Annotated in this window: 27 protein-coding genes; 11 read left to right on the forward strand and 16 right to left on the reverse strand. The window is 56.5% G+C overall.

The genetic code is table 11. The features are described 5' to 3' along the window. Nucleotides 1–460: 460 nt before the first annotated feature. Genes QCD69_RS20235 through QCD69_RS20245 form a run of 3 tightly spaced genes read right to left on the reverse strand, consistent with a single transcriptional unit; the run spans nucleotide 461 to nucleotide 2294 of the window. Nucleotides 461–1003: a 1,2-dihydroxy-3-keto-5-methylthiopentene dioxygenase gene (locus tag QCD69_RS20235; RefSeq protein WP_253455327.1), complete on the reverse strand. Its 543-nt coding sequence runs from the start codon at nucleotides 1001–1003 to the stop codon at nucleotides 461–463. Further along, entirely contained in the window at nucleotides 1000–1686 is a 687-nt protein-coding gene (gene mtnC / locus QCD69_RS20240) for an acireductone synthase (RefSeq protein WP_301253352.1), read from the reverse strand. Before mtnC ends, QCD69_RS20235 begins: the two co-directional genes overlap by 4 nt. Further along, entirely contained in the window at nucleotides 1683–2294 is a 612-nt protein-coding gene (locus QCD69_RS20245) for a methylthioribulose 1-phosphate dehydratase (protein WP_301253353.1), read from the reverse strand. The genes mtnC and QCD69_RS20245 overlap by 4 nt, the downstream gene beginning before the upstream one ends. A 143-nt stretch (nucleotides 2295–2437) precedes the next feature. Between QCD69_RS20245 and QCD69_RS20250 the strand changes: the two genes are divergently transcribed. Together QCD69_RS20250 and QCD69_RS20255 are read left to right on the forward strand one after the other, a co-directional pair. Then, entirely contained in the window at nucleotides 2438–3598 is a 1161-nt protein-coding gene (locus QCD69_RS20250; protein WP_301253354.1) for a pyridoxal phosphate-dependent aminotransferase, read from the forward strand. Beyond that, on the forward strand, nucleotides 3586–4353 hold the full coding sequence (locus QCD69_RS20255) for an amidohydrolase (RefSeq protein ID WP_301253355.1): 768 nt from the start codon (nucleotides 3586–3588) through the stop codon (nucleotides 4351–4353). The genes QCD69_RS20250 and QCD69_RS20255 overlap by 13 nt, the downstream gene beginning before the upstream one ends. A 42-nt stretch (nucleotides 4354–4395) precedes the next feature. Here the strand turns inward: QCD69_RS20255 and QCD69_RS20260 are convergent, their stop codons facing one another. The 10 genes from QCD69_RS20260 to hpxU form a co-directional block, all read right to left on the reverse strand. Continuing rightward, a complete protein-coding gene (locus QCD69_RS20260; protein WP_301253356.1) occupies nucleotides 4396–5718 on the reverse strand; it encodes a nucleobase:cation symporter-2 family protein in 1323 nt (440 codons plus the stop codon). Nucleotides 5719–5812: 94 nt separating this feature from the next. Then, the gene (gene uraH, locus QCD69_RS20265) at nucleotides 5813–6148 is read right to left on the reverse strand and encodes a hydroxyisourate hydrolase (protein ID WP_253455333.1); all 336 of its coding nucleotides are present in this window, start codon (nucleotides 6146–6148) and stop codon (nucleotides 5813–5815) included. 23 nt (nucleotides 6149–6171) lie between these two features. Next, nucleotides 6172–6666: a 2-oxo-4-hydroxy-4-carboxy-5-ureidoimidazoline decarboxylase gene (gene uraD, locus QCD69_RS20270; protein ID WP_301253357.1), complete on the reverse strand. Its 495-nt coding sequence runs from the start codon at nucleotides 6664–6666 to the stop codon at nucleotides 6172–6174. Next, on the reverse strand, nucleotides 6656–7939 hold the full coding sequence (hpxK, locus tag QCD69_RS20275) for an allantoate amidohydrolase (protein ID WP_301253358.1): 1284 nt from the start codon (nucleotides 7937–7939) through the stop codon (nucleotides 6656–6658). Before hpxK ends, uraD begins: the two co-directional genes overlap by 11 nt. Further along, entirely contained in the window at nucleotides 7939–9177 is a 1239-nt protein-coding gene (locus QCD69_RS20280) for a pyridoxal-phosphate-dependent aminotransferase family protein (protein WP_253455336.1), read from the reverse strand. The genes hpxK and QCD69_RS20280 overlap by 1 nt, the downstream gene beginning before the upstream one ends. 29 nt (nucleotides 9178–9206) lie before the next feature. Continuing rightward, complete coding sequence (locus tag QCD69_RS20285) at nucleotides 9207–9944, reverse strand: amino acid ABC transporter ATP-binding protein (protein WP_253455337.1); 738 nt, start codon at nucleotides 9942–9944, stop codon at nucleotides 9207–9209. Continuing rightward, nucleotides 9925–10581: an amino acid ABC transporter permease gene (locus QCD69_RS20290; protein ID WP_253455338.1), complete on the reverse strand. Its 657-nt coding sequence runs from the start codon at nucleotides 10579–10581 to the stop codon at nucleotides 9925–9927. Before QCD69_RS20290 ends, QCD69_RS20285 begins: the two co-directional genes overlap by 20 nt. Beyond that, nucleotides 10581–11246: an amino acid ABC transporter permease gene (locus QCD69_RS20295; RefSeq protein ID WP_253455339.1), complete on the reverse strand. Its 666-nt coding sequence runs from the start codon at nucleotides 11244–11246 to the stop codon at nucleotides 10581–10583. The genes QCD69_RS20290 and QCD69_RS20295 overlap by 1 nt, the downstream gene beginning before the upstream one ends. 10 nt (nucleotides 11247–11256) lie before the next feature. After that, entirely contained in the window at nucleotides 11257–12036 is a 780-nt protein-coding gene (locus tag QCD69_RS20300) for a transporter substrate-binding domain-containing protein (RefSeq protein ID WP_253455340.1), read from the reverse strand. Nucleotides 12037–12288: 252 nt separating this feature from the next. Beyond that, a complete protein-coding gene (hpxU, locus tag QCD69_RS20305) occupies nucleotides 12289–13128 on the reverse strand; it encodes a MurR/RpiR family transcriptional regulator HpxU (RefSeq protein ID WP_253455341.1) in 840 nt (279 codons plus the stop codon). 182 nt (nucleotides 13129–13310) lie between these two features. On the opposite strand from hpxU, the gene QCD69_RS20310 reads away from it, so the two are divergent. From QCD69_RS20310 to QCD69_RS20350, 9 genes are all read left to right on the forward strand, one after another. Beyond that, nucleotides 13311–14897, forward strand: coding sequence for a gamma-glutamyltransferase family protein (locus tag QCD69_RS20310; RefSeq protein WP_301253359.1), 1587 nt, complete (start codon nucleotides 13311–13313; stop codon nucleotides 14895–14897). A 12-nt stretch (nucleotides 14898–14909) separates the two neighbouring features. After that, the gene (gene hpxX / locus QCD69_RS20315; RefSeq protein ID WP_253455343.1) at nucleotides 14910–15095 is read left to right on the forward strand and encodes an oxalurate catabolism protein HpxX; all 186 of its coding nucleotides are present in this window, start codon (nucleotides 14910–14912) and stop codon (nucleotides 15093–15095) included. Further along, nucleotides 15092–16492 (forward strand): AtzE family amidohydrolase, encoded by a 1401-nt coding sequence (locus QCD69_RS20320; protein ID WP_301253360.1) that lies wholly within the window; start codon nucleotides 15092–15094, stop codon nucleotides 16490–16492. Before hpxX ends, QCD69_RS20320 begins: the two co-directional genes overlap by 4 nt. Then, nucleotides 16489–16878, forward strand: coding sequence for an oxalurate catabolism protein HpxZ (hpxZ, locus tag QCD69_RS20325; protein ID WP_301253361.1), 390 nt, complete (start codon nucleotides 16489–16491; stop codon nucleotides 16876–16878). The genes QCD69_RS20320 and hpxZ overlap by 4 nt, the downstream gene beginning before the upstream one ends. 890 nt (nucleotides 16879–17768) lie before the next feature. Beyond that, nucleotides 17769–18776 carry an amino acid--tRNA ligase-related protein gene (locus QCD69_RS20330; RefSeq protein ID WP_301253362.1) on the forward strand — a complete coding sequence of 336 codons (1008 nt, stop codon included), beginning with the start codon at nucleotides 17769–17771 and terminating at the stop codon, nucleotides 18774–18776. A 19-nt stretch (nucleotides 18777–18795) separates the two neighbouring features. Beyond that, a complete protein-coding gene (locus QCD69_RS20335) occupies nucleotides 18796–19758 on the forward strand; it encodes a TauD/TfdA family dioxygenase (protein WP_301253363.1) in 963 nt (320 codons plus the stop codon). Beyond that, nucleotides 19755–20993 (forward strand): ATP-grasp domain-containing protein, encoded by a 1239-nt coding sequence (locus QCD69_RS20340; RefSeq protein WP_301253364.1) that lies wholly within the window; start codon nucleotides 19755–19757, stop codon nucleotides 20991–20993. The genes QCD69_RS20335 and QCD69_RS20340 overlap by 4 nt, the downstream gene beginning before the upstream one ends. Beyond that, entirely contained in the window at nucleotides 20971–22191 is a 1221-nt protein-coding gene (locus QCD69_RS20345; protein ID WP_301253365.1) for a multidrug effflux MFS transporter, read from the forward strand. The genes QCD69_RS20340 and QCD69_RS20345 overlap by 23 nt, the downstream gene beginning before the upstream one ends. Further along, the gene (locus tag QCD69_RS20350; RefSeq protein WP_301253366.1) at nucleotides 22149–22898 is read left to right on the forward strand and encodes an aspartate/glutamate racemase family protein; all 750 of its coding nucleotides are present in this window, start codon (nucleotides 22149–22151) and stop codon (nucleotides 22896–22898) included. The genes QCD69_RS20345 and QCD69_RS20350 overlap by 43 nt, the downstream gene beginning before the upstream one ends. 63 nt (nucleotides 22899–22961) lie before the next feature. Here QCD69_RS20350 and puuE read toward each other — a convergent pair whose 3' ends face one another. The 3 genes from puuE to QCD69_RS20365 are packed head-to-tail and all read right to left on the reverse strand — an operon-like array spanning nucleotide 22962 to nucleotide 25407. Next, nucleotides 22962–23921, reverse strand: coding sequence for an allantoinase PuuE (gene puuE / locus QCD69_RS20355; RefSeq protein WP_301253367.1), 960 nt, complete (start codon nucleotides 23919–23921; stop codon nucleotides 22962–22964). A 30-nt stretch (nucleotides 23922–23951) separates the two neighbouring features. Further along, entirely contained in the window at nucleotides 23952–24692 is a 741-nt protein-coding gene (hpxA, locus tag QCD69_RS20360) for an allantoin racemase (RefSeq protein ID WP_253455348.1), read from the reverse strand. Further along, on the reverse strand, nucleotides 24682–25407 hold the full coding sequence (locus tag QCD69_RS20365) for a GntR family transcriptional regulator (RefSeq protein WP_253455349.1): 726 nt from the start codon (nucleotides 25405–25407) through the stop codon (nucleotides 24682–24684). Before QCD69_RS20365 ends, hpxA begins: the two co-directional genes overlap by 11 nt. Nucleotides 25408–25482: the final 75 nt, after the last annotated feature.

The following is a 25482-nucleotide window of genomic DNA, read 5'->3' on the forward strand; positions in this document are numbered from 1 at the left end:
CAAACCCTAACTGCAAACCCTAACTGCAAACCCTAACTGCAAACCCTAACTGCAACCCTAACCGCAAACCCTGACCGCAAACCCTAACTGCAAACCCTAACATTAGGCATTAAAGTTTAAATATTAAAGATCAATATTTTAAGATGAAAACCAAAAATCTTTATTATCGCTTTATCTACCAGACTTCCCCGGCTATTAATTAGAATTATAATATTTCAGTTATATATTTAAATATTTAAAAGACCTTCCAAAACCACTGCATTAATTATTTCCAGCAGAAGCACATAAGAAACGAAAAGAACTACTTTTAAAGCACCATTGAAAACAGGTGGCCCAGTTGCTAATGAGTAACTGTCTTATTTTATTGGCGCTCCGGTTACCTGATTGAGATAAACCCGGGCGGCCAGTCTGTCCGCCCGTTTTGTAAAACGGCCATTTTCATCACGGCTCAGAGATTCGCTTACGGCAATCGCGGATAGGCATCGGCAATCCTGTCGCCGGTAAAATTCGCAATCCAGCCTTCCTGATTGTCGAAAATGCGAATAGCGGTAAAGTGCGGTGACGATCCCATATCAAACCAGTGCGGCGTCCCCGCAGGCACGGAGATCAGATCGTTCTTTTCACACAGGATTTGGTAAATATGCCCGTCCAGATGCAGGCAGAACAGCCCCGCCCCCTCCACGAAGAACCGCACTTCGTCTTCGCCATGCGTATGTTCGGAAAGAAACTTTTCCCGCAGCGTCTCTTTCTGCGGATTGTCCGCGCGCATACTGATTACGTCCCAGCTCTGGTAGCCTTTTTCCGCCACCAGCCGATCGATAGCGTGCTGATAAGCGTTAATAACCGTTTCCGGCTGCGGATCCACGCCTAAATCGCGATCCGCCTGCCAGCGCTCAAAACGCACGTTTTTGCCACTCAGTTTCTGACGGATCGCTTCTTCATCGGTACTTTGCCAGATCGGCGTTTTCGCTTCGCTGTCGGTAAAAATGGTCAGTGCGCTCATACAAACGACTCCAGAGTAAGGTGATCGAACCGGTTGACCTGAGGATGACGGCTGACGTCATCCGCTTCATCGCGAATTAGCTGCACGGTATGCCAGCCCGCTTCCCGAGCGGCGTCCAGCTCCTGACGAATATCGGATAAAAACAGCAGCTCGCCCGGTGCCAGCCCGATATCTGCGGCAATATTGCGGTAAGAGTCCGTTTCGCGCTTGGCCCCGACGTGCGTATCGAAATAGCCGCTGAACAACGAGGTAATATCACCCTCGTCGCTGTAGCCAAATAACAATTTCTGCGCAGCTACCGAGCCGGATGAATAAACATACAGCCCAATGCCAGCCTGGTGCCAGGCTTTCAGCGCGGGCAGCACGTCCGGATAGAGATGGCCGGTAAAGCTGCCGTTAAGATAGCCATCGCGCCAGATCATGCCCTGTAACGCTTTCAGCGCGGTGGATTTGCGGTCTTCATCCATAAAACCGAACAGCACGGTGATTAAATCCTCTACCGTGGCCTGCGGCTGCGCGATTTCATCACGCAGATCGCTCAGCGCCTGCGCCACCTCTTCCCGGTGCTGAAAAGCGGCAATAAAGGCCGCCAGATTTTCGCGCGCATACGGGAAAAGCACGTTGTGTACGAAGCGAATATCGCTGGTGGTGCCTTCAATATCGGTGACAATAGCGCGGATCATTGGGCCTCCAGAAGCCGACGTTGTAATTCACACTGGAAAAGGAACTCCAGCCCTTCAAGATGGCGACGCGCTTCGTTCACGTCTCTTCCCCAGCAGGTCAGGCCGTGGCCGCGCAGCAGGAAACCGTAGCGCAGCGGATGGCCTTCCGCGTACTGCTCAATACGTTTCGCCAGCGCCTCAATATCCTGATCGTTATCGAACAGCGCAATAGCCACCTCTTCCAGATGCGAGCTTTGTCCGGTCAGCGTTTTCTGCATTTCATAGCCTTGCAATACTAATGCGGCGCGTTTCTCAACTCTTGAGAGTACGGTCGCGTTCACCGTATGCACGTGCAGTACGGCACCCGCTTCGGGAAACAGACGATAGATCAGCGTATGCAGGCCCGTTTCTGCGGAAGGCCTGCGGCCGGAAGGCGCATGGTTAGTGGCGATGGCGACCTGAATAAAGTCCTCGCGGGTTAGCGAACCTTTGTCTTTGCCGGATTCGCTCAGCAGGCAAAACTCGTTGTCCTGCCGCACCGACATATTGCCGCCGGTGGCGGGCGCCCAGCCTTTGGCACCGATCCAGTGGCAGGCCGCCACCAGCCGATCTAATTGCGATGTTGTCATAACCTTCCTTTTCAACCGCTAAGCACGGCATATTCTTATCTTTTAGACGTCTAAGCGTCTTGATTGCCAAATATTAGCACTGACGTTATAGTGGCAGCAACGGGCTAAAACATATCCATAGCGTTCCGCAAGGGTGACTAATCATGAGCCAGACGTCGATTACGCCTGAGAGCAAACTCCCCGCTCTGGGCACCACTATTTTTTCGCAAATGAGCGCGCTGGCGCAGCAGCATAACGCCATTAACCTTTCTCAGGGCTTCCCGGATTTCGACGGCCCGGACTATCTGAAAGCGCGCCTGGCGCATCACGTCAGCGCTGGCGCCAACCAGTATGCGCCGATGACCGGCGTGCAGCCGCTGCGGCAGGCGATTGCGGCTAAAACGGCGGAGCTTTACGGGCATAAACCCGACGTCGACAGCGAAATCACGGTGACGGCAGGCGCGACCGAAGCGCTGTATGCCGCCATTACCGCGCTGGTGCGGCCGGGCGATGAGGTGATCTGTTTCGATCCCAGCTACGACAGCTATGCGCCAGCGGTGACGCTGGGTGGCGGCGTGATGAAGCGCATCGCTTTGCAGCCGCCGGCTTTTCGCGTCGACTGGCAGGAATTTACCGCGCTGCTGTCGCCTCGTACCCGTCTGGTTATCCTCAATACGCCACACAATCCTTCCGCTACCGTCTGGCAAAAAAGCGATTTTGCCTCGCTGTGGCAGGCGGTGAAAGCACAGGAAATCTATGTGCTGAGCGACGAGGTTTACGAGCATATCTGCTTTGCCAAAGAGGGCCACGCCAGCGTGCTCGCCCATCCGCAGCTGCGTGAGCGCGCTATTGCCGTTTCCTCGTTTGGCAAAACCTTTCATATGACCGGCTGGAAGGTCGGTTACTGCGTGGCGCCGCCAGCCTTAACGGCGGAAGTGCGCAAGGTGCATCAGTATCTGACCTTTGCCGTCAACACGCCCGCACAGCTGGCATTGGCCGATATGCTGAACGCCGAACCAGAGCACTACCGCGAGCTGCCGGCGTTTTATCGTGCCCGCCGTGACCGTTTTGTACAGGCGCTGGCGAAAAGTCGCCTGAAAATCCTGCCGTGTGAAGGCACCTACTTTCTGCTGGCCGACTACAGCGCCGTTTCCGATTTGGATGACGTCGCCTTTTGCCAGTGGCTGACCAAAGAAGCGGGCGTGGCGGCGATCCCGCTGTCGGTTTTCTGCGCCGGGCCTTTCCCTCATAAACTCATCCGTCTGTGCTTTGCCAAACAGGAAGCCACGCTGGATGCGGCAGCGGAGCGGCTATGTCAGCTTTAAACCTGAGCGTGCTACAGCAGCCGCTGGTCTGGATGGACGGCGAAGCCAATCTGCGTTTTTTTGACGAGCTGTTAGCCGGATTAACGGGCCGCGACCTGATTGTACTGCCGGAAATGTTTACCACCGGCTTTGCGATGGAGGCGGCGAAAAGCTCGCTGCCGGAAGCGCGCGTGGTGGGCTGGCTACAGGAGAAAGCCCGCGCGGCTGATGCCATGATCGGCGGCAGCGTCGCCGTTCAGACGCCCGCGGGCGCGGTCAATCGCTTCCTGCTGGCGGAGCCGGACGGCACGGTACATCGCTATGACAAGCGTCATCTGTTCCGCATGGCTGGCGAGCACCAGCATTATCTGGCGGGCGAAAAGCGGGAAATCATAGCGTTCCGCGGCTGGCGCATTCTGCCGCAGATTTGCTATGACCTGCGCTTTCCGGTGTTTTCCCGCAGCCGCAACGATTACGATCTGGCGCTGTATGTCGCCAACTGGCCGGCAGCGCGTGCGGCGCACTGGCAGGCGTTGCTGCTGGCGCGGGCCATTGAAAATCAGGCTTACGTAGCCGGTTGCAATCGCACCGGCCACGATGCCAACGGCCATAGCTACAGCGGTGACAGCCGGATTATCAGCCCGCAGGGCGAAATCCTGGCGGCTGGCGAACCGCATCAGCCAGCGGTACTGAGCGCCGAGCTATCGCTGGACAAGCTGCGCGAATATCGGGAGCGTTTTCCGGCCTGGCGCGATGCGGATGAGTTTAGTTTATAAGCCGTTGCTGCCCGGCATCGCATAGCCTGCTGGCTGAATGCTTCAGCCCGATCGGCTTTCCTGCACGCTTACCGTTCCTTTAACGCTGTTAAACACAATATTCAGCAGCACGGCTACGACACAGGCGGCGCTGATGCCGGAATGGAAAATCGTTCTGACCCAGTCAGGGAAGCGGTCGTAAAAGGTCGGCATCACGATGGGGATCATGCCAAACGCAATGGCCGTCGCCACCACCACCAGGTTCATATTCTCTTTGTAATCGACCTTTGCCAGCGTGCGGATACCGGATGCCGCGACGGTGCCGAACAATACCACGCCCGCGCCGCCCAGCACCGGAGCGGGAACGGCCGCGACTATCCGGCCCAGCACGGGCAGACAGCCAAGCAGCACCAGGATCGCGCCGCCCGCCGCCACTACATAGCGGCTTTTGATGCCGGTAATAGCGACCAGACCAATGTTCTGGGCGAAGGCGCTCTGCGGAAAGGAGTTAAACAGCGGCGCGAGCGCGCTGGTCAGCATATCGGCCCGCAGCCCGCTGGCGATGCGTTTACCGTCAACCTCCGTACCGACAATGTCGCCGATAGCGATCAGCCCGGCAGTGGTTTCGGTAAGCAGCACCAGCACGATCAGCGTCATCGACAGGATGGCCGCCACGTCGAAAACCGGCAGCCCAAAGCTGAGGATGCCGGGCAGCGCCACCACGTCGCCATGCAGCACGCCCGAAAACTGCGCCTTACCGCCTGCCACGGCAAACAGCGTGCCCAACACCATAGCCGCCAGCACGGCCAGCCTTTTTATCGCGGCGTTGCCTACGCGATGAAACAGCAGCACCATCCCCAGCGTCAGCGCGGCCAGCCCGATATTGCCCGGCGAGCCCCATTCCGGCGCGTGTGGATTGCCGCCCATCGCCCAGCGCGCGGCGACCGGCATCAGCGACAGGCCGATCACCGTAATCACGGTGCCGGTCACCACCGGAGGAAAAAAGCGGATGATATGGGCAAACAAAGGAGCAATAAGCAGACCAATCAGCGAAGAGGCGATCACCGCGCCGAACACCACCGGCAAGCCGCCGCCGCTGGTCACTAACGTCACCATGGTCGCCACGCCCGCGAAAGAGACGCCCTGCACCAGCGGCAGACGCGAGCCGAAACCGGGCACGCCCAGCGCCTGGAGCAGCGTGGCGCAGCCGCTGACAAACAGCGCCGCCGTCACCAGCATCCCGAGTTCGGCGGCGTGCAGCCCGGCGGCCGAGCCGATAATCAACGGCGGCGCGATAATGCCGCCGTACATCGTCAATACATGCTGCAATCCCCAGGCAAAAGATTTGCCTGCCGGGTAACGCGTATCTTCTGGCCTGGCGCTCATGTTTACCCCTCACTGCTGCACTCACCGCAAAGGCGGTGCTGGTTATTAATCTCTCCCCAACATCATTCAGGCTGCGGCCCGAAGGATAAAAGGATCAGCTGCCGCGATAGGTAGACCACGACCACGGCGAAATCAGGAAAGGCAGGTGATAGTGGCTGCCCGCTTCCGGCAGCACGAAATCGATTTGGGCGCTGACGTAGAGCGCGTCGCGGCCGTCGGCGGCAAAATAGTCGCCGATTTCGGCAATTAAGCGGTAATGGCCCGGCGCCAGCGGCTCGGGCGTTAAGTCTGTGATGCGGCCATCCGCATCGGTATCGCCCTGCGCCACCGGCAGCCAGCCCTGACTGCTGTTCTGCTCCAGCGAAACGGCGACGCCAATCGCCGGTTTGCCCAGCGCGGTATCCAGGATATGCGTGGTGATGGTGCTCATTGAACTCCCCTTTGCAAGTTTTGTTAGCGAAACGTCTCTTTTAAACGCAGCAGAGTGATTTCCCGCAGCTGATCCAGCGCTTCCTGCTGCTCCTGTTGCGGGTCGTTGGCGAGGCGTCGATGCAGTTCGGCCAACATCTCTCCGGCGCTTCGCCCTTTGGCGCGGATTAAAAACACCCGGCCAAAACGCTGTTCGTAAACGGCGTTTCCTGCCCGCAGCGCCTCTTTCAGCGCGGCATCCGCCTCCTTAACGCTGCCCTGCTCGCCGCTGGAAAGCGCGGCCTCTTTGTCGCTGCCCTGCGCCTTTTCACCGATGCGTGGATGCGCGGAAAGCGCCTTGTCCAGCGCCTGACCGTCCCAGCCGCTCGCCAGCTGCTCGCCGGTTTGCAGCAGCTCGTCCAACGAGGCGAAAGGGCGTGCGGCCACTAATTCTTCCACCCAGCTTGCCAGCGCGACGCAGTGGGCGATGTGCTTTCTGGCCTCGGCGACCGGGGCCTGATTAAACTGTTCAGGCGACACGCTGACCTCCTGTGCTGTCTGCTGACAGCGCTATCTCGCTCACCGCTTTCGTCCAGGCGCGAACCGCCAGCGCCACGTCTTCCACCCTGACCGATTCCGCCGGATGGTGGCTGATGCCGCGATCGCAGCGGACAAACAACATGCCGACCGGCCAGCGCTCCGCCATGGCAATGGCGTCGTGACCCGCGCCGCTGGGCAGCGAAAGCGAGCGGCCCTGCACCGCCGTTACCGCCTGGCTCAGCGCCGCCTGAAGCTTTTCGTCACAGCGCGTCGCCGGGATCTGGTAATACTCTTCGGCGCTGAAGCTTAAGCCGCGCCGCAGCGCTATCGCTTCCGCCTGGGTCAGCAGCGCCGACAGCAGTTCAGCCAGCGCCCGATCTTCCGGCCCCCGCACGTCCAGGCTCAGCGCCACCTCGCCGGGGATCACGTTGACCGCGCCGGGCTGGCACTGCAGCGTCCCCACCGTTGCCACCAGCTGCGGGCCGTGCTTTGCCGCAGCCTGTTCGATAAACACCATCCATTCCGCTGCCGCCGCCAGCGCGTCTTTACGATGCGTCATCGGCACCGTGCCCGCATGGCCTGCCTCACCGACAAACAGGCAGTTCAGGCGGCGTGCGCCGTTGATCGCCGTGACCACGCCCAGCGCCAGGTCTTCCTGCTCCAGGCACGGCCCCTGCTCTATGTGCAGCTCCAGATAGGCGACGATATCTTTTACCTCACGCGCCGCCTCGCCAATCGCCTGCGCATCCAGCCCGACGTCGGCCATCGCCTGCGCCACGGTGATGCTGTTGCCGTCGGGATGGCTGACCCAGCTTTCCGGCCAGCTTCCGGTCAGGCCGCGACTGCCCAGCAGCGTGATGCCGAAGCGCGTTCCCTCTTCGTCGCCAAAGCCGACGATTTCCACCGCCAGCGGCAGCCGCAGATTTTGCCGGTGCAGCGCCTGCACGGCTTCAATCGCGGTCAGCACGCCGAGCATCCCGTCGTAGCGGCCCGCGTTGCGCACGGTATCCAGATGCGATCCCAGCAGCAGCGCAGGGGCATCGGGCTGCTGCCCTTCATAGCGTCCGCAGATATTGCCGACGCTGTCCTGCCAGACGCGCATTCCCGCCGCCGCCATCCATTCCCCTACCTGCCGGTTGGCCTGGAGGTGTTCAGGCGACAGATAGACGCGGGTAAGCGCGTCCGCCGTTTCGCTGATTTCCGCCAGGCGATCGCAGCGCGCCATCACCCTGGCCGCCGCCTGCTGCGCCTCTGCAAGATTGAGTGGCTCCATCAGCGGCTCCCGGCGGCATAACGATCCCAGGCCGCCTGCATCGCCGCGCCCTGAGGCGTTTTATAACCCAGCCAGGTCAGCACCGATTCCAGCGCGCTCAGCGTCTGCATCACGCAGTCTTTACGGGCGTTATAGCCCATGGTGCCGATGCGCCAGACCTTGCCGTGCAGCGGGCCGAACGAGGTGCCGATTTCAATGCCGAAGTCCTCAAGCATCAGCTTGCGCACCTGGTCACCGTTAATGCCCTGCGGGATGACCACGCCCAGCACGTTGTTCATTTTGTGTTGCAGGTCGCCGAAGGTTTCCAGCCCCATGCCCTGAATGCCTTTCAGCAGCGCGTCGCCGTGCAGCTCGTGGCGGGCGATGCCGTTATCCAGGCCCTCCTGCATAATCAGCCGCGCGCATTCACGCGCGCCGAACAGCGCCGACGTCGCTTCGGTGTGGTGGTTCAGCCGCTCCGGCCCCCAGTAATCCATGATCATCCCCAGATCGAAATAGTTGGAGTAGATCATCTCGTCGTCGCCATCCTGATGCGCCGCCGTGCGGATCCCTTCCTCTACGCATTTGCGTTTGCGGATCGCGGCTTCCATTTCCGGACTTAGCGTGATCGGCGAGGTGCCGGACGGGCCGCCGAGGCATTTCTGCATCCCGGCGGAGACCGCGTCCAGACCCCAGGCGTCGGTTTCCAGCGCGTTGCCAGCCAGCGAGGCCGTGGCGTCGGTATAGAACAGCACGCCATATTTTTTACAGATGCCGCCCAGATCGGCCAGCGGTTGCAGCATGGTGGTGGAGGTATCGCCCTGCACGGTCAGCAGCAGACGAGGGCGCACGGTTTTGATCGCGTCTTCGATGCGATCCGGCGTGAAGACTTCGCCCCACGGCACTTCGATGGTGTGCACTTCCGCGCGGCAGCGGCGGGCGATCTCGCACAGCAGATGGCCAAAGCGGCCAAAAACGGGCACCAGCACCTTATCGCCGGGGCGGATCGCCGACAGCAGAATAGCCTCGATGCCCGCGCGCGAGGTGCCGTCAACCAACAGCGTCCAGCGGTTCTGCGTGCGAAACACGCCGCGATACAGTTCCATCACCTCGTTCATATAGTGCGTCATGGCCGGATCGTACTGCCCAAGCAGCTGGCTGGACATGGCGCGCAATACGCGAGGATCGGCGTTAATAGGCCCAGGCCCCATCAACAGGCGCTGCGGCGGATTAATTTGCGGATAGCGTGTTACATCCATTTCGTTTCCTTCTCTTGCAGATCCGGTGCTCAGCTCAGGCCGCGCACCGATGAGATAAACTGTTTCAGCTCCGCCGTCTGCGGGCTGGCGAACACGCTTTTGCTGTCGCCCTGCTCCCAGACGCGGCCCTGATGCATAAACACCACGCGGTCGCCCACTTCCCGGGCAAAATTCATTTCGTGCGTGACTAAAATCAGCGTCATGCCTTCGCGGGCCAGCTGCTCAAGCACCTTCAGCACTTCACCCACCAGCTCCGGATCGAGCGCCGAGGTGATTTCATCGCACAGTAACACTTTGGGCGTCATCGCCAGCGCCCGCGCAATCGCCACGCGCTGCTGCTGGCCGCCGGAAAGGCTGGACGGGTAGTAATCCATGCGCTCACCGAGGCCGACCTTCTCCAGCATTTGCGCCGCCAGCGCCCGGCATTCCACCTCTTTCTTTTTCAGCACGCGCCTGGGCGCCAGCATGACGTTTTCCAGCGCCGTCATATGCGGAAACAGGTTGAAGTTCTGAAACACCATGCCGACGGAGCGGCTGATTTCCCGCGCCTGCGAATCGCGATCGGTAATGGTCATGCCGCCCAGCTTGATGCTACCTTCCTGATAGCCTTCCAGCCCGTTGATGCAGCGCAGTAGCGTGCTTTTCCCCGAGCCGCTGCGGCCGATAATCGAGATGACCTCGCCCATATCAATGTCCAGATCCACGCCTTTCAGCACGTGGTTGGCGCCGTAATATTTCTGTACCTGATTAATGGTGATGAGCGGCATTGAATTTTTTCTCCAGGTACTGGCTGTAGCGCGACAGCGGATAGCAGATCAGGAAGTAGCCCAGCGCCACCAGCCCGAAAACTTTAAAAGGTTGGTAGGTCACGTTATTCAGGATGGTGCCCGCTTTAGTCAGCTCGACAAAGCCGATAATCGACGCCAGCGCGGTGCCTTTGACCACCTGTACGGCAAAGCCCACGGTCGGCGCGATGCCGATACGCAGCGCCTGCGGCAGCACCACGCGATACAGCGTCTGGCCTTTGGCAAGCCCCAGGCAGCGCGACGCTTCCCACTGCCCTTTCGGCAACGCGTTAATGCTGCCCACCCAGATATCGATCAGAAAGGCGCTGGTATAGAGCGTCAGCGCCAGCGAGGCGGCCGTCCACGGCGAGACGTCGATGCCGAATAGCGCCACGCCGAAAAACGCCAGGAACAGCTGCATCAGCAGCGGCGTGCCCTGAAAAAGCTCGATACAGGCGCTGATAACCCGGTTAGGCCAGCGGCGGCGCGTCAGGCGCACCATCACCAGCGGCATCGCCACCAGCGTGCCGCCGAAGAACGCAGTCAGCGACAGCAGCAGCGTCCAGCGCGCCGCCAGCAGTAAATTGCGCAGAATGTCCCAGTCGGTAAATGTCGTCATCAGGCCGTTCCTCCCAGCCATTTACGTCCGGCCGCCAGCAGCAGCTGACGCATGGCGATCGACAGCGCCAGATAAATCAGTGTGGTGACCAGATAGACCTCAAAACTTAAAAAGGTGCGTGACTGGATCAGGTTGGCGGCAAAAGTCAGCTCTTCATACGAAACCTGCGAGACCACGGACGATCCCAGCATCACAATGATGCACTGGCTGACCAGCGCCGGATAAATGCGCTTTAAAGAAGGCGGCAAAACCACGCGCAGGAAAGTCTGCGACCGCGTCAGGCCCAGTACCCGGCCCGCTTCCCACTGGCCTTTCGGCGTGACCTGGATCCCGGCGCGGATAATTTCCGTGCTGTAGGCGCCCAGGTTGATCAGCATCGCCAGCAGCGCCGCTTCGCCAGCGGTCAGCTTCAGCCCCAGGTTCGGCAGGCCAAACACGATAAAGAACAGCTGCACCACAAACGGCGTGTTGCGGATCAGCTCAACGTAGCAGCCCCACAGGCGGCTGAGCGCCGAAGGCCGTCCGCTACGCAGCGCCGCGCCCAGAATACCGAGCGCCACGCCGCCCGCCGTCGCCATCACCGTCAGCTGAATAGTGATCCAGAGTCCGGCCAGCAGCTGCGGCCAGTAAGGCAGCAGCGCCGGAAAGTCGAGTTGCTCCGTCATCGGCCGGCCCTTACGCGCTGAAGTCGGCCGGCAACGGCGCTTTCAGCCACTGCTGCGACAGCCCGTTCAGCGTTTTATCTTTGATCGCCTGTTCGATAAGGCCATCCACCTTCGCCTTCAGCGCCGGTTCGCCTTTGCGCATCCCGATAAAACAGGGCGAATCTTTCAGCATAAACTTAGCCACCGGCGCTTTGTCTGCGTTCTGGCGCGCAATCGCCGCCACCACCAGGTTGCCGGTCGCCACATACTGTACCTGGCCCGACAGGTAGGCCGACAGCGTGGTGTTGTTATCCTCATAGCGTTTCAGCTGCGCGTCTTTGGGCGCAATATCGCTTAATGCCATATCCTCTACCGCGCCGCGAGTTACGCCAATCGACTTGCCGCTCAGCCCGGCTGCCGCTTTCAGTTCGGCCTCTTTCGGCCCGAAAACGCCCAGGAAGAAAGGCGCATAGGCGCGGCTGAAGGCGATAACTTTTTCCCGCTCGGGATTTTTACCCAGGCTGGAGATCACCAGATCCACTTTATCCGTCTGTAAATAGGGGACGCGGTTGGCGCTGGTGACCGGCACCAGCTGTAACTTAAGTTTCATCTGGCTGGCCAGGTAGCGCGCCATATCGATATCGTAACCCTGCGGCTGTAGCTCGGTGCCGACCGAGCCAAACGGCGGAAAGTCCTGCGGCACGGCGACGCGAAGCACGCCGCGTTTCTCTATATCCTGCAACTGATCCGCTTGTGCGGCCTGGGTGAACAGCAATACTGCGCCCGCGATCGCCAGTAACGTTTTTTTCATTTTCTCTTCCCCGGTTAAGCCAATATGAAACGAAAGATTCCTGAAATAATCATTTGCAACTAATGTGCCAGCCACGGAAAAAGGGATCGCCAGCCGTGGAACAGCACGCAAACAAAGGAAAAAGCGGTTTCAAACCAGCCAGAAAGCAGGAGATAAGGCAGAAAAAGAAGCATGTCAGCAAGTTCAGAAAATGGTTTCCCGATGCCTGCGGCGCTGCCCTGAAATAAAGCAAAGCACCAAAATGGTGCCCTGTCAGCGTTGTTCCAGCTCGTCCAGCTGGCCGTACAGATTAGCGATATGATGGATGCGCTGACGACCTTTACTTAACAGCTCATGCAGCAGCGCATTGGTCAGCAGGTTGATGAGGCTGTTGGCGCAGGCATAGCTGTCGAAAGCGGACACGCTGTCCAGCGGCGCGCAAAGCTGCCATGTCGCCAGCGCCAGGATCGCCTGCGCCTGCGGCTCACAAATCACCAGCGTGGGCACGCCAGCCTGCTGAAGCTGTTGCAGCAGGGGCTTAATGATGCGCGGACGACGGCGAAAGGCAATCACCACCACTACATCGTCCGGCGTCATATCCGGCAGCTCTTCCGCCAGCGTCTGCCCCGGCTGCGGTACGACGGAGACCTCGCCGCGCGCCTGCAACAGCTGCTGCCGAAGGTGCAGCGCCACCGGCCAGGAGTTGCGCATACCGACAATAAAGATGCGCCTGCTGGCGGCCAGTCTTTGCACCACCTCGCCGAACTGCGCGGCGTCCAGCTGGCTTACCCACTGCGTCAGGTTTGCCATCTCTTGCTTGTAGTGGCGCGCCAGCAGCGTGTTGCCCTGCACCGCGTCGCGATTGTCGGTCAGCGGCATGCCGCTTTGGCGCAGCGTACGCAACTCGTCGCGCATATCGCGATATTTCTCATAGCCAAGACGCTTGAATAAGCGGCTGACGGTCGCTTTAGAAACGCCGCTGAGCCGCGCCAGCTCTGCGCTGTTATAGCTAATCAAATCGTCAAAATGATCGAAGATGAAATCCGCCGCGCGCTGCTCCTGCGGAGAAAGCTGGGGATAGTGATTTCTCAGGCGCTCATCAAGCTGCTTCATGATATGAACCTTGTAACTTTTGTTTCAGAGAAGATAACGTATACAAATAACGTGCCGGGCAGAAAAGTTCACCTTCATCTTGCAAGCCGGATGCGTATTTTCACTGCCCTGCCGTTCCGGCTGCAACAAACTGGAACAGCTCTTGCTTCCCTTTCTGCTCCGTCCCTGAAAATGAGAACGTGATGATACAAAGTAATCTCGCTCCGCTTGGCATGGCCGTAACGCCTCATCATCTCGCCAGTGAAAGCGCGCTGGCCATTCTGCGCGAAGGCGGCAACGCTATTGAGGCGATGGTCGCGGCGGCGGCCACGATCGCCGTGGTTTATCCCCATATGAACGGGCTGGGTGGCGACGGCTTCTGGCTGATTATGCCGCCGCAGGGCGATCCCATCGCCATCGACGCCAGCGGCGCGGCCGGATCGCTGGCCGATTTCGCTTTTTATGACGGCGCGGCGGCTATCCCCCATCGCGGGCCAAAATCGGCGCTGACGGTAGCCGGAACGGTCAGCGGCTGGTCAGAAGCGCTGACGATAGCCAACGAGCTTAGCGGTGCCGTGATGCCCGTTTCACGCCTGCTGGCCGATGCGATCCGCTATGCGGCGGACGGCATTCCCGTCACCCAATCGCAGTCGACCGCAACCGCCGGCAAATATCACGAGCTGGCGGCGCAGCCGGGCTTCGCGGCCGCTTTCCTGCCGGATGGCGAGGTGCCGCGCGCCGGCAGCCGCTTTACCCAACCGGCGCTGGCAAACACGCTGGGCATCCTGACGGAACAGGGGCTGGACAGCTTTTATCGCGGCTCGCTGGCTAATCGCCTGGCGGCAGAAATGTCGGCGCTTGGCATGCCGATTACGCTGGAAGATCTTAATAAGCATCGGGCGAAGCGCCGTAAGCCATTAAGCATCCGCCACGAGTACGGCGAGGTCTTTAATATGACGCCGCCGACCCAGGGCCTGGTGTCGCTGGCGATTTTGGGCATCACCAATCATCTGAATATGGCGGAAGCAGACGAGGTGCAGACCGTGCACCGCATCGTGGAGGCGACCAAGCTGGCTTTCGGCCTGCGCGACCGCTATATCACCGATCCGCTGCATATGCGCGAAGAGATGCAGGCGCTGCTTGATTCCGACCAGCTCGAAACGCTGGCGGGGCAAATCAGCGACAGCCGCGCGGCCGGCTGGGGAACCGGCAAAGGGCCGGGCGATACCGTGTGGATGGGCGTGATGGACAGCAGCGGCCTTGCCGTCTCTTTTATTCAGAGCATCTATCACGAATTCGGCAGCGGCGTGGTGCTGCCCGGCACCGGCATCACCTGGCAAAATCGCGGCGCGGCGTTTAGCCTGGATCCCGAACACCTGCTGGCTTTAGCACCGGGCAAACAGCCTTTTCATACGCTTAATCCCGCCGCCGCACGGCTGAACGATGGCCGCACCATGGTCTACGGCTCGATGGGCGGCGACGGCCAGCCGCAGACTCAGGCCGCCATTTTTACCCGTCACGTGGTGCAGGGAATGCCGCTACAGCAGTGCGTCAGCGCGCCGCGCTGGCTGCTCGGCCGCACCTGGGGCCAGGCTTCCGATTCGCTGAAGCTGGAGGGCCGTTTTTCCGCCGCCACCTTTACCCGCCTGCGCGAGCTGGGGCATGAAGTCGAAGCGCTGGAGGATTTCAGCGAGGCGGTCGGCCACGCAGGCGCGATTGTCCGCCATACCAACGGCATGCTGGAAGGCGCCAGCGATCCCCGCAGCAACGGCAGCGCGGCCGGTTTTTAACAGGAGAACATTATGAACACCGAAATTGACTGGACGGCTTATCTGGCCCACATGGAGCAGGTGCTGGGCGTACCGATGGACGATCGTCGTCGCGCCGAGCTGCTGGTGCAGTTTTCACGTATTGCCGAGATGGCCGCGCCGCTGATGGCGTTCCCGCTGGATGAACGTCAGGAAATCGCAGGAGTATATAAAGCATGACGCTAAGCTCCCTTTCCATTGCCGAACTAAAAAGCGCGCTGCTTAAAGGCGAGCTGAGCGCCAGAGAAATCGCGCAGCAAACGCTGGACGGGATCGAGCGGCTGGATCCGACGATCAATGCCTGGACGAGCGTAACGCGGGATCGCATGTTGAGCGAGGCCGATCGTCTCGATCGTCGGCGCAAAGAGGATCGTCCGTTACCCGCGCTGGCGGCCATTCCCTGCGCGGTAAAAAATCTTTTTGACGTTGCGGGCCATACCACGCTGGCGGGTGCCAGCCTGCTCAGCGATCGCCCGGCGGCCAAAAAAGACAGCTGGGCAGTGAGCAAGCTCAGCGAGGCGGGCGCGCTGCTGTCCGGCATGGTGAATATGGACGCCTATGCCTACGGTTTTACCACGGAAAACAGCCATTACGGCGCCACGCGTAACCCTCACGATAGCCAACGTATCGCCGGGGGATCCTCTGGCGGCTCGGCGGCGGCCGTCGCCGCTGGCCTGGTGCATTTTTCACTGGGCTCGGATACCAACGGCTCGATCCGCGTACCGGCTTCGCTGTGCGGCATTTTTGGCCTGAAGCCGACGTTTGGCCGCCTGTCGCGCAGCGGCAGCCAGCCCTTTGTCGCCAGCCTCGATCATATCGGGCCTTTCGCCCGCAGCACCGAAGATCTGGCGTTGGTTTACGATGCGTTACAGGGCCGCGATCCGCAGGATAGCTTTCAGGCGGAAAAAGCGATCCAGCCTGTTCATCGCCTGTTGGAGCAAGGCGCACAGGGCCTGCGGTGCGCCGTGCTGGGCGGCTATTTTCAAACCTGGTGTGATGACGATGCCCGCGCAGCCGTCGCGCAGGCCGCAAAAGCGCTTGATGCGCAGGAAGAGGTGCTGATGCCGGAGGCCGCGCTGGCCCGTACCGCCGCGTTTATCCTGACCGCTGCCGAAGGCGGCAACGCCTGGCTGCCCGCGTTGCGCACGCAGCCGGAGCGTTTTGAGCCGCTGTCGTGCGAGCGCCTGCTGGCCGGTGCGATGACGCCTTCCGCCTGGTACGTGCAGGCGCAGCGCTTCCGCCACTATTTTCGTGAGCGGGTGCTGCCCCTGTTCGGGCAGTTTGACGTGCTGATTGCGCCCGCCACGCCCACCAGCGCCACGCTGATTGGACAGGAAACGATGCATATCAACGGCAGCGATTTGCCCATCCGCGCCAGCATGGGCATGTTGACGCAGCCCATCTCCTTTCTGGGGCTGCCCGTGACGACCGTGCCGCTGCAAACGCCGGGCGGCATGCCGATCGGCCTACAGCTTATCGCCGCGCCGTTTAAAGAAGAAGCCTGCCTGCGCGTGGCATGGACGCTGGAGAAAATGGGCATAGCTAAAGCACCTGTAGCAGGAGGATTGACAGCATGACGGATAAAATTAATCGCCCCTCGGTGCTGGCAGAGGTTACCGAAGCTTTTTATCGCTACGAGCAGGCGCTGACCGGCAACGATATCGACGTGCTCGACGAGCTGTTCTGGCATGACGAGCGCACCGTGCGGCTGGGCGCAGGAGAAAATTTATACGGGATTGAGGCGATCCGCGCTTTCCGCGCCGCGCGTCCTGCACAGGGCCTGGCTCGTCAGCTGCGTAATACGGTAATCACCACGTTTGGCGATGATTACGCGGTATGCAGCACAGAGTTTACCCGTGAGGGAACGGATAAGATTGGTCGTCAGCAGCAGACATGGGTGAAGCTGCCGCAAGGCTGGCGGATTGTCGCCGCGCAGGTCAGCCTGATAACGTGCGGCGAATAATGCCGTTTCACCAGGAGTGAATCCGCAGACCCGGCAGAAGCCCGACCGGCTATTTTTTAGCCTGAAAATGCTTTTACCAGGGCCAGGCTCTTTTCTGTCACCTGTTTGCGGGAGAGAGCCAGGCCTTAAGGTCGTTTAATCCGTAACCAGATACGCATTAAAAAATGGACCGCATCAGTTTATTTAAGCGCTTAATTATCAACCAGTCTCTATTGGTTTACCGCCGTCCTTAAAATTCCTGTTTAATTTCTGTGCGCAGAATAAAGCAGCGTGACCAAGCCCCAAAAAAAGCAGGCCCGATAAAATATAGGGCATAAATTACGATAAACATATTATTAGCTACGATGCATATTTGCAGTACCCTCTGTACGTCATGAGTAAGGTTATTTTTTGTTCAATACTTGATGTCGCACCTCCGTGTATTGATTGAAAATTACACACAACCTTTCCTTATTTTCCCTTCCTGTCAGCACCACATTTTATATAAAAAAGATCGTTTTAGCTTACCAACAGCATATGTCAGCTGTTTAAAATAGATGCAAAGTATAAATAGATATTACCAGATAGACTCTGCCAACCAAGATTAAAGATAAAAAAGACTGAAGTATAGTTATGTTAATAAGTGTTAATAAAGAACGAATCATGAAGAAAATCACATTTAAAACAATAAGTTATAGATAACCTCAAAACCATTGATATTAACAATGATCCAATTTAGATTATGTGACTGCAAATTAAACATAAAGCAGCACGAATGCATTAACCGGCTACGACTAATGCTTAATGGGAATAACAATCCCAGCATACGGCCAATGCAACCAATTTATATACAGGCTGAAATGTATAAAAAATCTACAGCCTGTAAAACAAATCGTATAGGGAGAATCATCATGTCTAAGCCGAACCTTTCCTACCAGGAAACCTATGCCTGGAGCGGACGCGTTTTAAATGGCCTGAGAAAATCAGCGGCAGAAAACAACTTTACCGAAATCCTGCCCAGCATTGTTTCTTCCAGCTTTGAACCCGGAGCCAGACATTCAATTGCAGTGCTGGGCGATAAAGATCTGCCAGAAATCGTTGCCGATCGGCCTGGAAACGTACAGGTAAAAGGGAAAGAAAAATATTACCTTCCTGTAAGCCACGTCGTTGAAAAACAAATGTCATTAGAGTTTCTGGATAAAGTGTACTGCGTTGCGCCTTGCCTCAGATTAGTGATGGAGGGTGAAGAAAACTCAGGGAAGCACCTTTATAACTTTTTCCAGTTTGAAATCGAGTGGCGTACCAGCAGTATGAGTGACGTATTCAAACAGGGTGAAACAATACTGACCTCAATGGCAAAATCGATTTTGGAAGACCCTACGCTGCAGCATTCAGAAACGGGTTTACGCAATATCAAGGCATTAGCAAAATCAGGTTACCCCACTATTACTTTTGCGGAAGGTCACCGGTTGATTGGCAATTCTCCCGATCTCAAAAGAGATTTCACCGCAGAAGAAGATGAAAAATTAACGCAGCTTTTTGATATTCCATTCTGGATTTATGACTATCCGGAAGGTGTCCGCGACTCTATTTACCATCAAAATGAAAAAGGAAGCTATGACACTTACGATCTTATGCTGCCTTTCGGTTATGGTGAATTAACAACGGGTGGTATCCGGCCTAAAACCGCACAGGATATTCATCAGCAATCACAAAAACTCGGTAAGTCATACAGTAATGAATACGCGGCATGGAAAGATAAGTCGCAAATTCAGACCGCAGGTTTTGGTATTGGACTGGAACGTATTATCAGGTTTATGAGCGGTTGCGAATCCATTCTCGATATCGTGCAGTATCACGATTTAGGGCCGAACCGCACTATTAACGAAACTTTCTTTAAAGAAAAAGAATCGGTTTAACCATTTTCCCGAGGGCTATATGATTACGGAAAAGCTCAAGAGAGATGAGTCCTTATATGCTGTCCCAACCAGGGATAGCGCGGCGATCGCAATGCCAACAGCATGTCGGGAACGATTCAGGCAAGAGTATGCTGATAAAAATCTGACAACCAACGATGCTATTATTACGCTTCACAGAGAAATTAAAAGCATCATCGATCCGAAAGATGAAATATCGAGTCAAATACGTGAGTGCGTAGCCCGTCAGGGCTACGCTATAGTCTCGGGGTTTCCAACAGACGACAGCAAACCAGACACGCCGCTGAAAAAAGTAGTAGATATTCCAACCGGGAATTCGATTACAGAAAAAACGCTGGTATATTTATCCTCCTTGTTGGGTATGCCTCACGCTTACGAACAGGAAAACAGCGGTCGTTATATACACAATCTTTATCCTGTAAAAGGTGACGAAACGGTCGCTTCAGGTACAGGTTCGGAAGTGGATCTTGAATTTCATACGGAAATAGCTTTCGACGATAATAAACCAGATTATCTGCTGTTAACGGCAGTCAGAAGCCGCACTGAGCAAAACGTTCCCACGACGTTAGTCAACGTGCCGGAGGTGCTCGCACAATTATCTGAAGAAGAGATAAATCTGCTTCAGCAGAAAATATACTTTGTAAGAGCGCCTTATTCTTTTTCAGGTGGCGATGATATTTATTACCGTAGATCCTTAGCCGATTTCAGCAAAGGCGGAAGTTTCTGCTTCAATTTTAATCGCGGCGTGGTTCATTGCGGCACGCCGGAAGCCAAATCGCTGTTTGAGAAACTAAGAGCCCTGTTTAATGAATATGCTTTTGAAGCTCTGCTTTCACCCGGTTCCGCATTAATTATTGATAATAACCAAATGCTACACGGCCGTTCGCTGTTTAAACCGGTATTTGATGGTAAAGATCGCTGGCTACAAAGACTTTACGTAAAGAAAATTCAGGAAGCCGTATGAAAAAACATATCATGGTTGTAGAAGCGTCTTTTCTGGGCGTTTCCTATATCGCTCGTGCGATCAGAAATCTGGGCTATGAGCCAATTTTCCTGACTAATTACTGGAACCAGGAAGGCGATGCCTTGATCCAGCTGGCGCAGGAAAGGGCTATTTTCTGCGAAACCACAGAGATCGAAGATATTAAACGCGTGGTGAACGCGTTCGGCAGAGAGAAAATTGCGGGCCTGACCACGCTTCTGGACAGCCGCCTGGCCATTATCGCCACGGCAAACAAAGAGCTTGGTCTTCCTGGGGTTTCAGCCAGCGTGCTTAATCTGAAGGATAAAGCCTGGGTTAATGAAATTATTCCTGAATATATTCCCGCCTCCCTGGGCATCGAGTGGCAGGTCACGCCTGAAAAAACCATCGAAGACTTTATTGCTGCTTCAGGAGCAGCAAAATACATTGCTAAACCCGGCCTGACGGCGGGCGCAATAGGCACCTTTACCTTCCAAAGCTTTGATGAATTCAAGGAAAAAATCTCTCTCGCTATTGAGAAGATCCCGGATTACCTCAATCCTAATCAATATATTATTCAGGAATTTTTTGACGGTGAACTGGTCAGTATAGAGGGTTATGCCTGTCAGAATAAGGTCGATTTTATCGGCGCTACAAAGCGTTTTAAGTATGGAAATACAGAAGTACAGCATAAATTCCCCTACCAGAACGACATGGGCAATACGGCTTACAACAAATGTAAAAACGTTGTCAGTACGCTAATCGACCGCGCCGATTTTAACTATGGCTTTTTCCATATTGAGTTTATGGTCAACGGCGATGAAGTCAGGCTTATCGATGCCAATATGGGCAGGCCCGGCGGCACGAATGTGATGGAGCTGATTGCATTTGCCTATGATATCAGTCCGGTAAAAATCTTTGAGCATGCTATCAGCGTTGCTGTCTTGCAAAAGCCTGTTATTGAGAACAGCTTTTTTGACAGCCCGGTTCGCGAGGACGTTACGGGGATCCTTTATGGCCTGGCGGAAAGCGCAAGACTGTTGCGATTTGATCTTCCTGACCCCGCTTCTTCGCATCATCTGGCTGTCAATATGGGCACGGTCATTCCCGCGTTAGGGGAAAGCAACTGGTCAGCTATAGGGACGCTGACAGGAAAATCTGAAGATGTTTTTGATGATTTAGCAAAAATAAAGATGATTACTGACAAAGGTGAATATGGTGCCGTCATTACCAAATAAGCAGTCGGGCAGCCTTTCAGTTGGAATAATTATCGTTTTACTGGTCGCTATGGGCCAGTTTAACAACACGCTATTTATTCCTTCCTTACCCCATATGCGTTCTCCACTGGGCACTACCGATGCCCTTTTACAACTTTCAGTGACGTTAACGCTGGTGTCTTTTGGTCTGTCGCAGCTTTTTTATGGCCCGCTCTCGGACTATTATGGCCGCCGCCCTGTTGCCCTGATCGGCTTATCGATTTTTTTTCTTGGTAATCTTGCCTGTTTTCTGGCCACGTCCGGCCCTGCTTTCCTGGCCGGCAAGATCGTGACTGGTCTGGGAGTAGGCTGTGTCGGCCCGGTCGCTCGCGCCATCGCTCGGGATATGTCACACGGTAAAAAATTACTGAAACTTATGGGCATATTGGTCATGTTTATGTCCGTAACGCCCGCGATTTCACCTATGGCAGGTGGAGCCATTCAGGGTTTTTTAGGCTGGCGGATTAATTTCGCCACGCTGTGTGTGATGGCCTTCTGCTTTATTGTTTACCTCTACTTTTCGCTTCCTGAAACCAACGAAAATGTCGGAGACGAAGCAAACAAGTTTACGCTGGTCCGACTGGGGAAAAACTACCGTGATATTTTTAGCCACGGTGAGTTTATGAGAATGGCATTGTTTAATATGTTGGGTTATGCCGCAGAGCTGGTTTTCCTGCTTTCTGCTTCTTATATCCTTCAGGATAACTTCCATCTTTCTCCACAGGAGTTTGGTTTGGTTCCGCTGGCTATTGTGCCCTGTGTAATGGCCGGAAACTTTATCGTCTCGAAACTCTCTGCCCGTTTTGAGGTGACGACGATTTGCACTGTCGGCGTGTTACTCATCCTTACCGGCTCTGCATCCATGCTGATCCTCAGTAAGATGTTACCCAACGCTATTATTTCCTTCATTATTCCTATGACCATCGTCGCGCTTGGCGAAGGCATCGTGACGCCCAGCTCGACGGCCAGATGCATGGATCTGTATGGCAAGAAAGCAGGTTATGCGGGCGCAGCCGTAGGCGCTATTGCGATGACGGGCGCAGGATGCGTGATTGCCCTTTCTACGCTGAATCCTCTTCGCAGCGCGCTTGATATCTCTGTTGAGCTGTTAATAATTTCTTTTTTACTGCTGGCGCTATGTATGATGAATTTTGTCCGTTATCAAAGGGAGAGAGCGTAATGCCTTACAGTATTGGGGTGCTGGCCGGTATGGGGCCGCGCTCCACCGCGCCTTTTATCGATATGTTGGTGGATGAGTGCCAAAAGCAATACGGGGCCAGGTTCGATATCGACTATCCCAAGATGCATATTATTTCCTTGCCGACGCCTTTTTTCCCTGACCGGGCGGTTGAAGATGCCGCAATGTCAGCGGCACTGCGCGATGGCATTAGCGATCTGGTAAAAGTCGGGGTCAATTTGATCGTGGTGCCCTGCAATGTAGCCCATTGCTACTTTGCTGAAATGCAGGCGGCCAGCGCTGGCATTCCTGTCCTGCATATTGCCGACTGCGCGCTTGAACGCCTTGCCGCAGCGGAGAACATCGCCGTGATTGCTACTGAGGCTACGCTTGATGCGGGTTTTTATCAGCAGCGTCTACATCTGACAGGAAAGCGCTGTGTCTCTTCTGAGCCATTACGTGCGAGCACAACGCGTTTGATAGCGCTGATTAAGCAAAACGGATTTACCGATCCTGAAGTGATAACGCAGTGGCGGGCGCTGATTTCTCTGGCGCAGGAAGCTGGCGCCCAAGCGCTGCTTATTGCCTGTACGGACATCAGCCCCTTACTTAAAAGCCATCCTCAGCAGTTGCTGCCGATTGTTGATACGGCAGCAAGCCTGGCTGAAGCGGCTATTCGTGGTTTTGCCAGCTCAAGGTCGACCCGATAGCCAATTTTGCCTCTGCTGGCGATCCTGTCAGGATGGCACATCATGCCTTCCTGACAGGTTTACTTACGCCTCCGGCGCCGGGTGCGTCTTTATCCAGTGGTCGGCAATCTGCTGACGCGTGCAGATCCAGACCTTATCATGCTGCTGTACATGATCCAGAAAGCGCTGCAATGCGCGGAAGCGGCCAGGCCTGCCCAGCAAACGGCAGTGCATGCCGATGGAAAGCATTTTCGGCGCGGTTTCACCCTCTTCATACAGCACGTCAAAGCTGTCTTTCAGATAGGTGTAAAACTGCTCCGCCGTGTTAAAGCCCTGCGGCGTGGCGAAACGCATGTCGTTGGTTTCCAGCGTATAAGGTACGATCAGGTGCGACTTGACCGTCCCGTCCTGACAGGTCACCTTTGTCCAGAATGGCAGATCGTCGCCGTAATAGTCGCTGTCGTAGGTAAAGCCGCCCTGCTCCACCACCAGCCTGCGCGTATTCGGGCTGTCGCGTCCCGTATACCAGCCGGTTGGCGCTTTGCCAAAAAGATCGGTCAGCGTATCCACCGCCTGCTGCATATGCTGCCGCTCGGTTTTTGCATCCATCCCCTGATAGTGGATCCAGCGCCAGCCGTGGCTGACCACGTCGTAATCGGCGTTTTTAATCGCCTCGACGATTTCCGGATGACGTGCCAGCGCCATCGCCACGCCAAAAACGCTTAGCGGCAGGCCGCGCTTCTGGAACTCGTTGTGGATGCGCCAGAAACCGGCGCGCGAGCCGTATTCATACAGCGATTCCATCGACATATGGCGCTCGGGATAGCTGGCCGCACCGATAATATCCGATAAAAACTGCTCGGAGCCGGTATCGCCATGCAGCACGCTGTTTTCCGCGCCCTCTTCATAGTTCAGAACAAACTGCACGGCGATACGTGCATTGTCCGGCCAGGCCGCATGGGGCGGCTTTCCGGCGTAGCCGATCAGATCGCGGGGATAGTTTTTATTGAAGCTGTACTCTTTCTTTTCATCAGCATCGGTCATGATCGTAGTCCTGTTCCAGAGCAAGATAACTTAGTTTAGGCGCTTAAACTGACCCGACAGGTTTTTTCGCAGCGGATAGTCCAGATCGCCATGCTTACTGGTCGACAGCCCCAGCGCCACCAGCGATTCCACCATTTTTACCGCCGCGCCCACGCCGTCAATAACCGGCATATTCAGCTCCTGCGTCAGTTCCCGCGCCAGCCGGGCCATGCCGCCGCAGCCCAGTACAATGGCGCCGCTGCCGTCCTCTTTTTTTGCGCGGATGCAGCGCTCACGCACTTTTTCCTGCGCCAGCCCTGTGCCATCCTCCAGCGCCAGTACCGGCAGATCGATAGCATGCAGCGCGGCGCAATGCGGTTCAAAGCCGTACTGCTGTAAAAGATGACGCGCGATAATAACGGTGCGCGGCAGCGTGGTGACGATGGAAAAGCGCGTGGCAACCATCGTAGCCATATGCATAGCGGCTTCCGCAATGCCGATAACCGGCCCCGAAGCCAGTTCACGCGCCGCCAGCAGCCCCGGATCGCCAAAGCAGGCGATAACGTGCCCGCAGACGCCCTGCTCGCGTCCGGCTTTTATTTGCTCCAGCACGCCGATAGCGGCGACGGCCTCGTCAAAATGCCCTTCGATTGAGGGAACCCCTTCCGAGGGACAAACCGCCAGGATTTCCGTCGTCGGCGATGCTACGGCGCGCGCCGCTTCGCCAATGGTTTCGGTCATCGCCAGGCTGGTATTGGGATTGATAACCTGAATAAGCTGTTTAACGGTCATTCGCGCCTCCAAAACCGGTGAACAGGCTGGCGAAATCCGGCAGCGTTTCGCCGCCGCGCTCGAAATGCAGGCTCGCTACTATATGCGCAAAATGTTGCCGCATTGCTTCAGTAAGCGGCACCAGCGCTTTTTGTCTGAGCAGGCCGATCAGCCTGTCGTGGTCGTCACAGCGGCAGCCCTGCTGCCACGGCGCGCCCCAGGCCGCAATCACCAGCGACGAACGCTGGGTCAGTCGGGTCACCATCTCGGTCAGCACCTGGTTACCGGAGATCGCCTGAAGCTGAATATGGAACGCGGCGGAAAGCCGGATCGCCGCCGGGCCGTCACGCTCGTCATGCGCCTGCTGTTCCTGCTGGATTAGGTTTTCCAGCGCGACCAGATGGGTAGACTGACAGTGCGCCAGCACGGTGGGAAGATTGGCGCATTCGATAAGTTCACGCGTACGGAAGATGTCCTGCGCTTCTTCTGTCGAAGGCGTGGCAACTTGTGCACCACGCTTGGGCGTTAACACCACCATCTGCACCGCAGCGAGGCGAGTCAGCACTTTACGGATGCCGGTTCGACTAACGCCGAAGACGTCGGCAAGCGCTTCTTCCGGCAGTTTGCTGCCCGGCGGCAGCTGACGCTCCACCATCGCCTTCATCAGCGCCTGAAAGATAGCTTCGTCTTTGTCATTCAGGTCGGTAGCCCTTTTCAGGCCGCTTTCACTTTTCATTTCCTGGTCCGCTCAGGTTTATCTTGCCTAAAATCGTACACACGATTGGCTTATTTTGTATACATGAATTCAACT

Origin of the sequence: Erwinia sp. PsM31, from assembly GCF_030433775.1 — a bacterium.
Classification (GTDB): Bacteria; Pseudomonadota; Gammaproteobacteria; order Enterobacterales; family Enterobacteriaceae; genus Erwinia; species Erwinia aeris.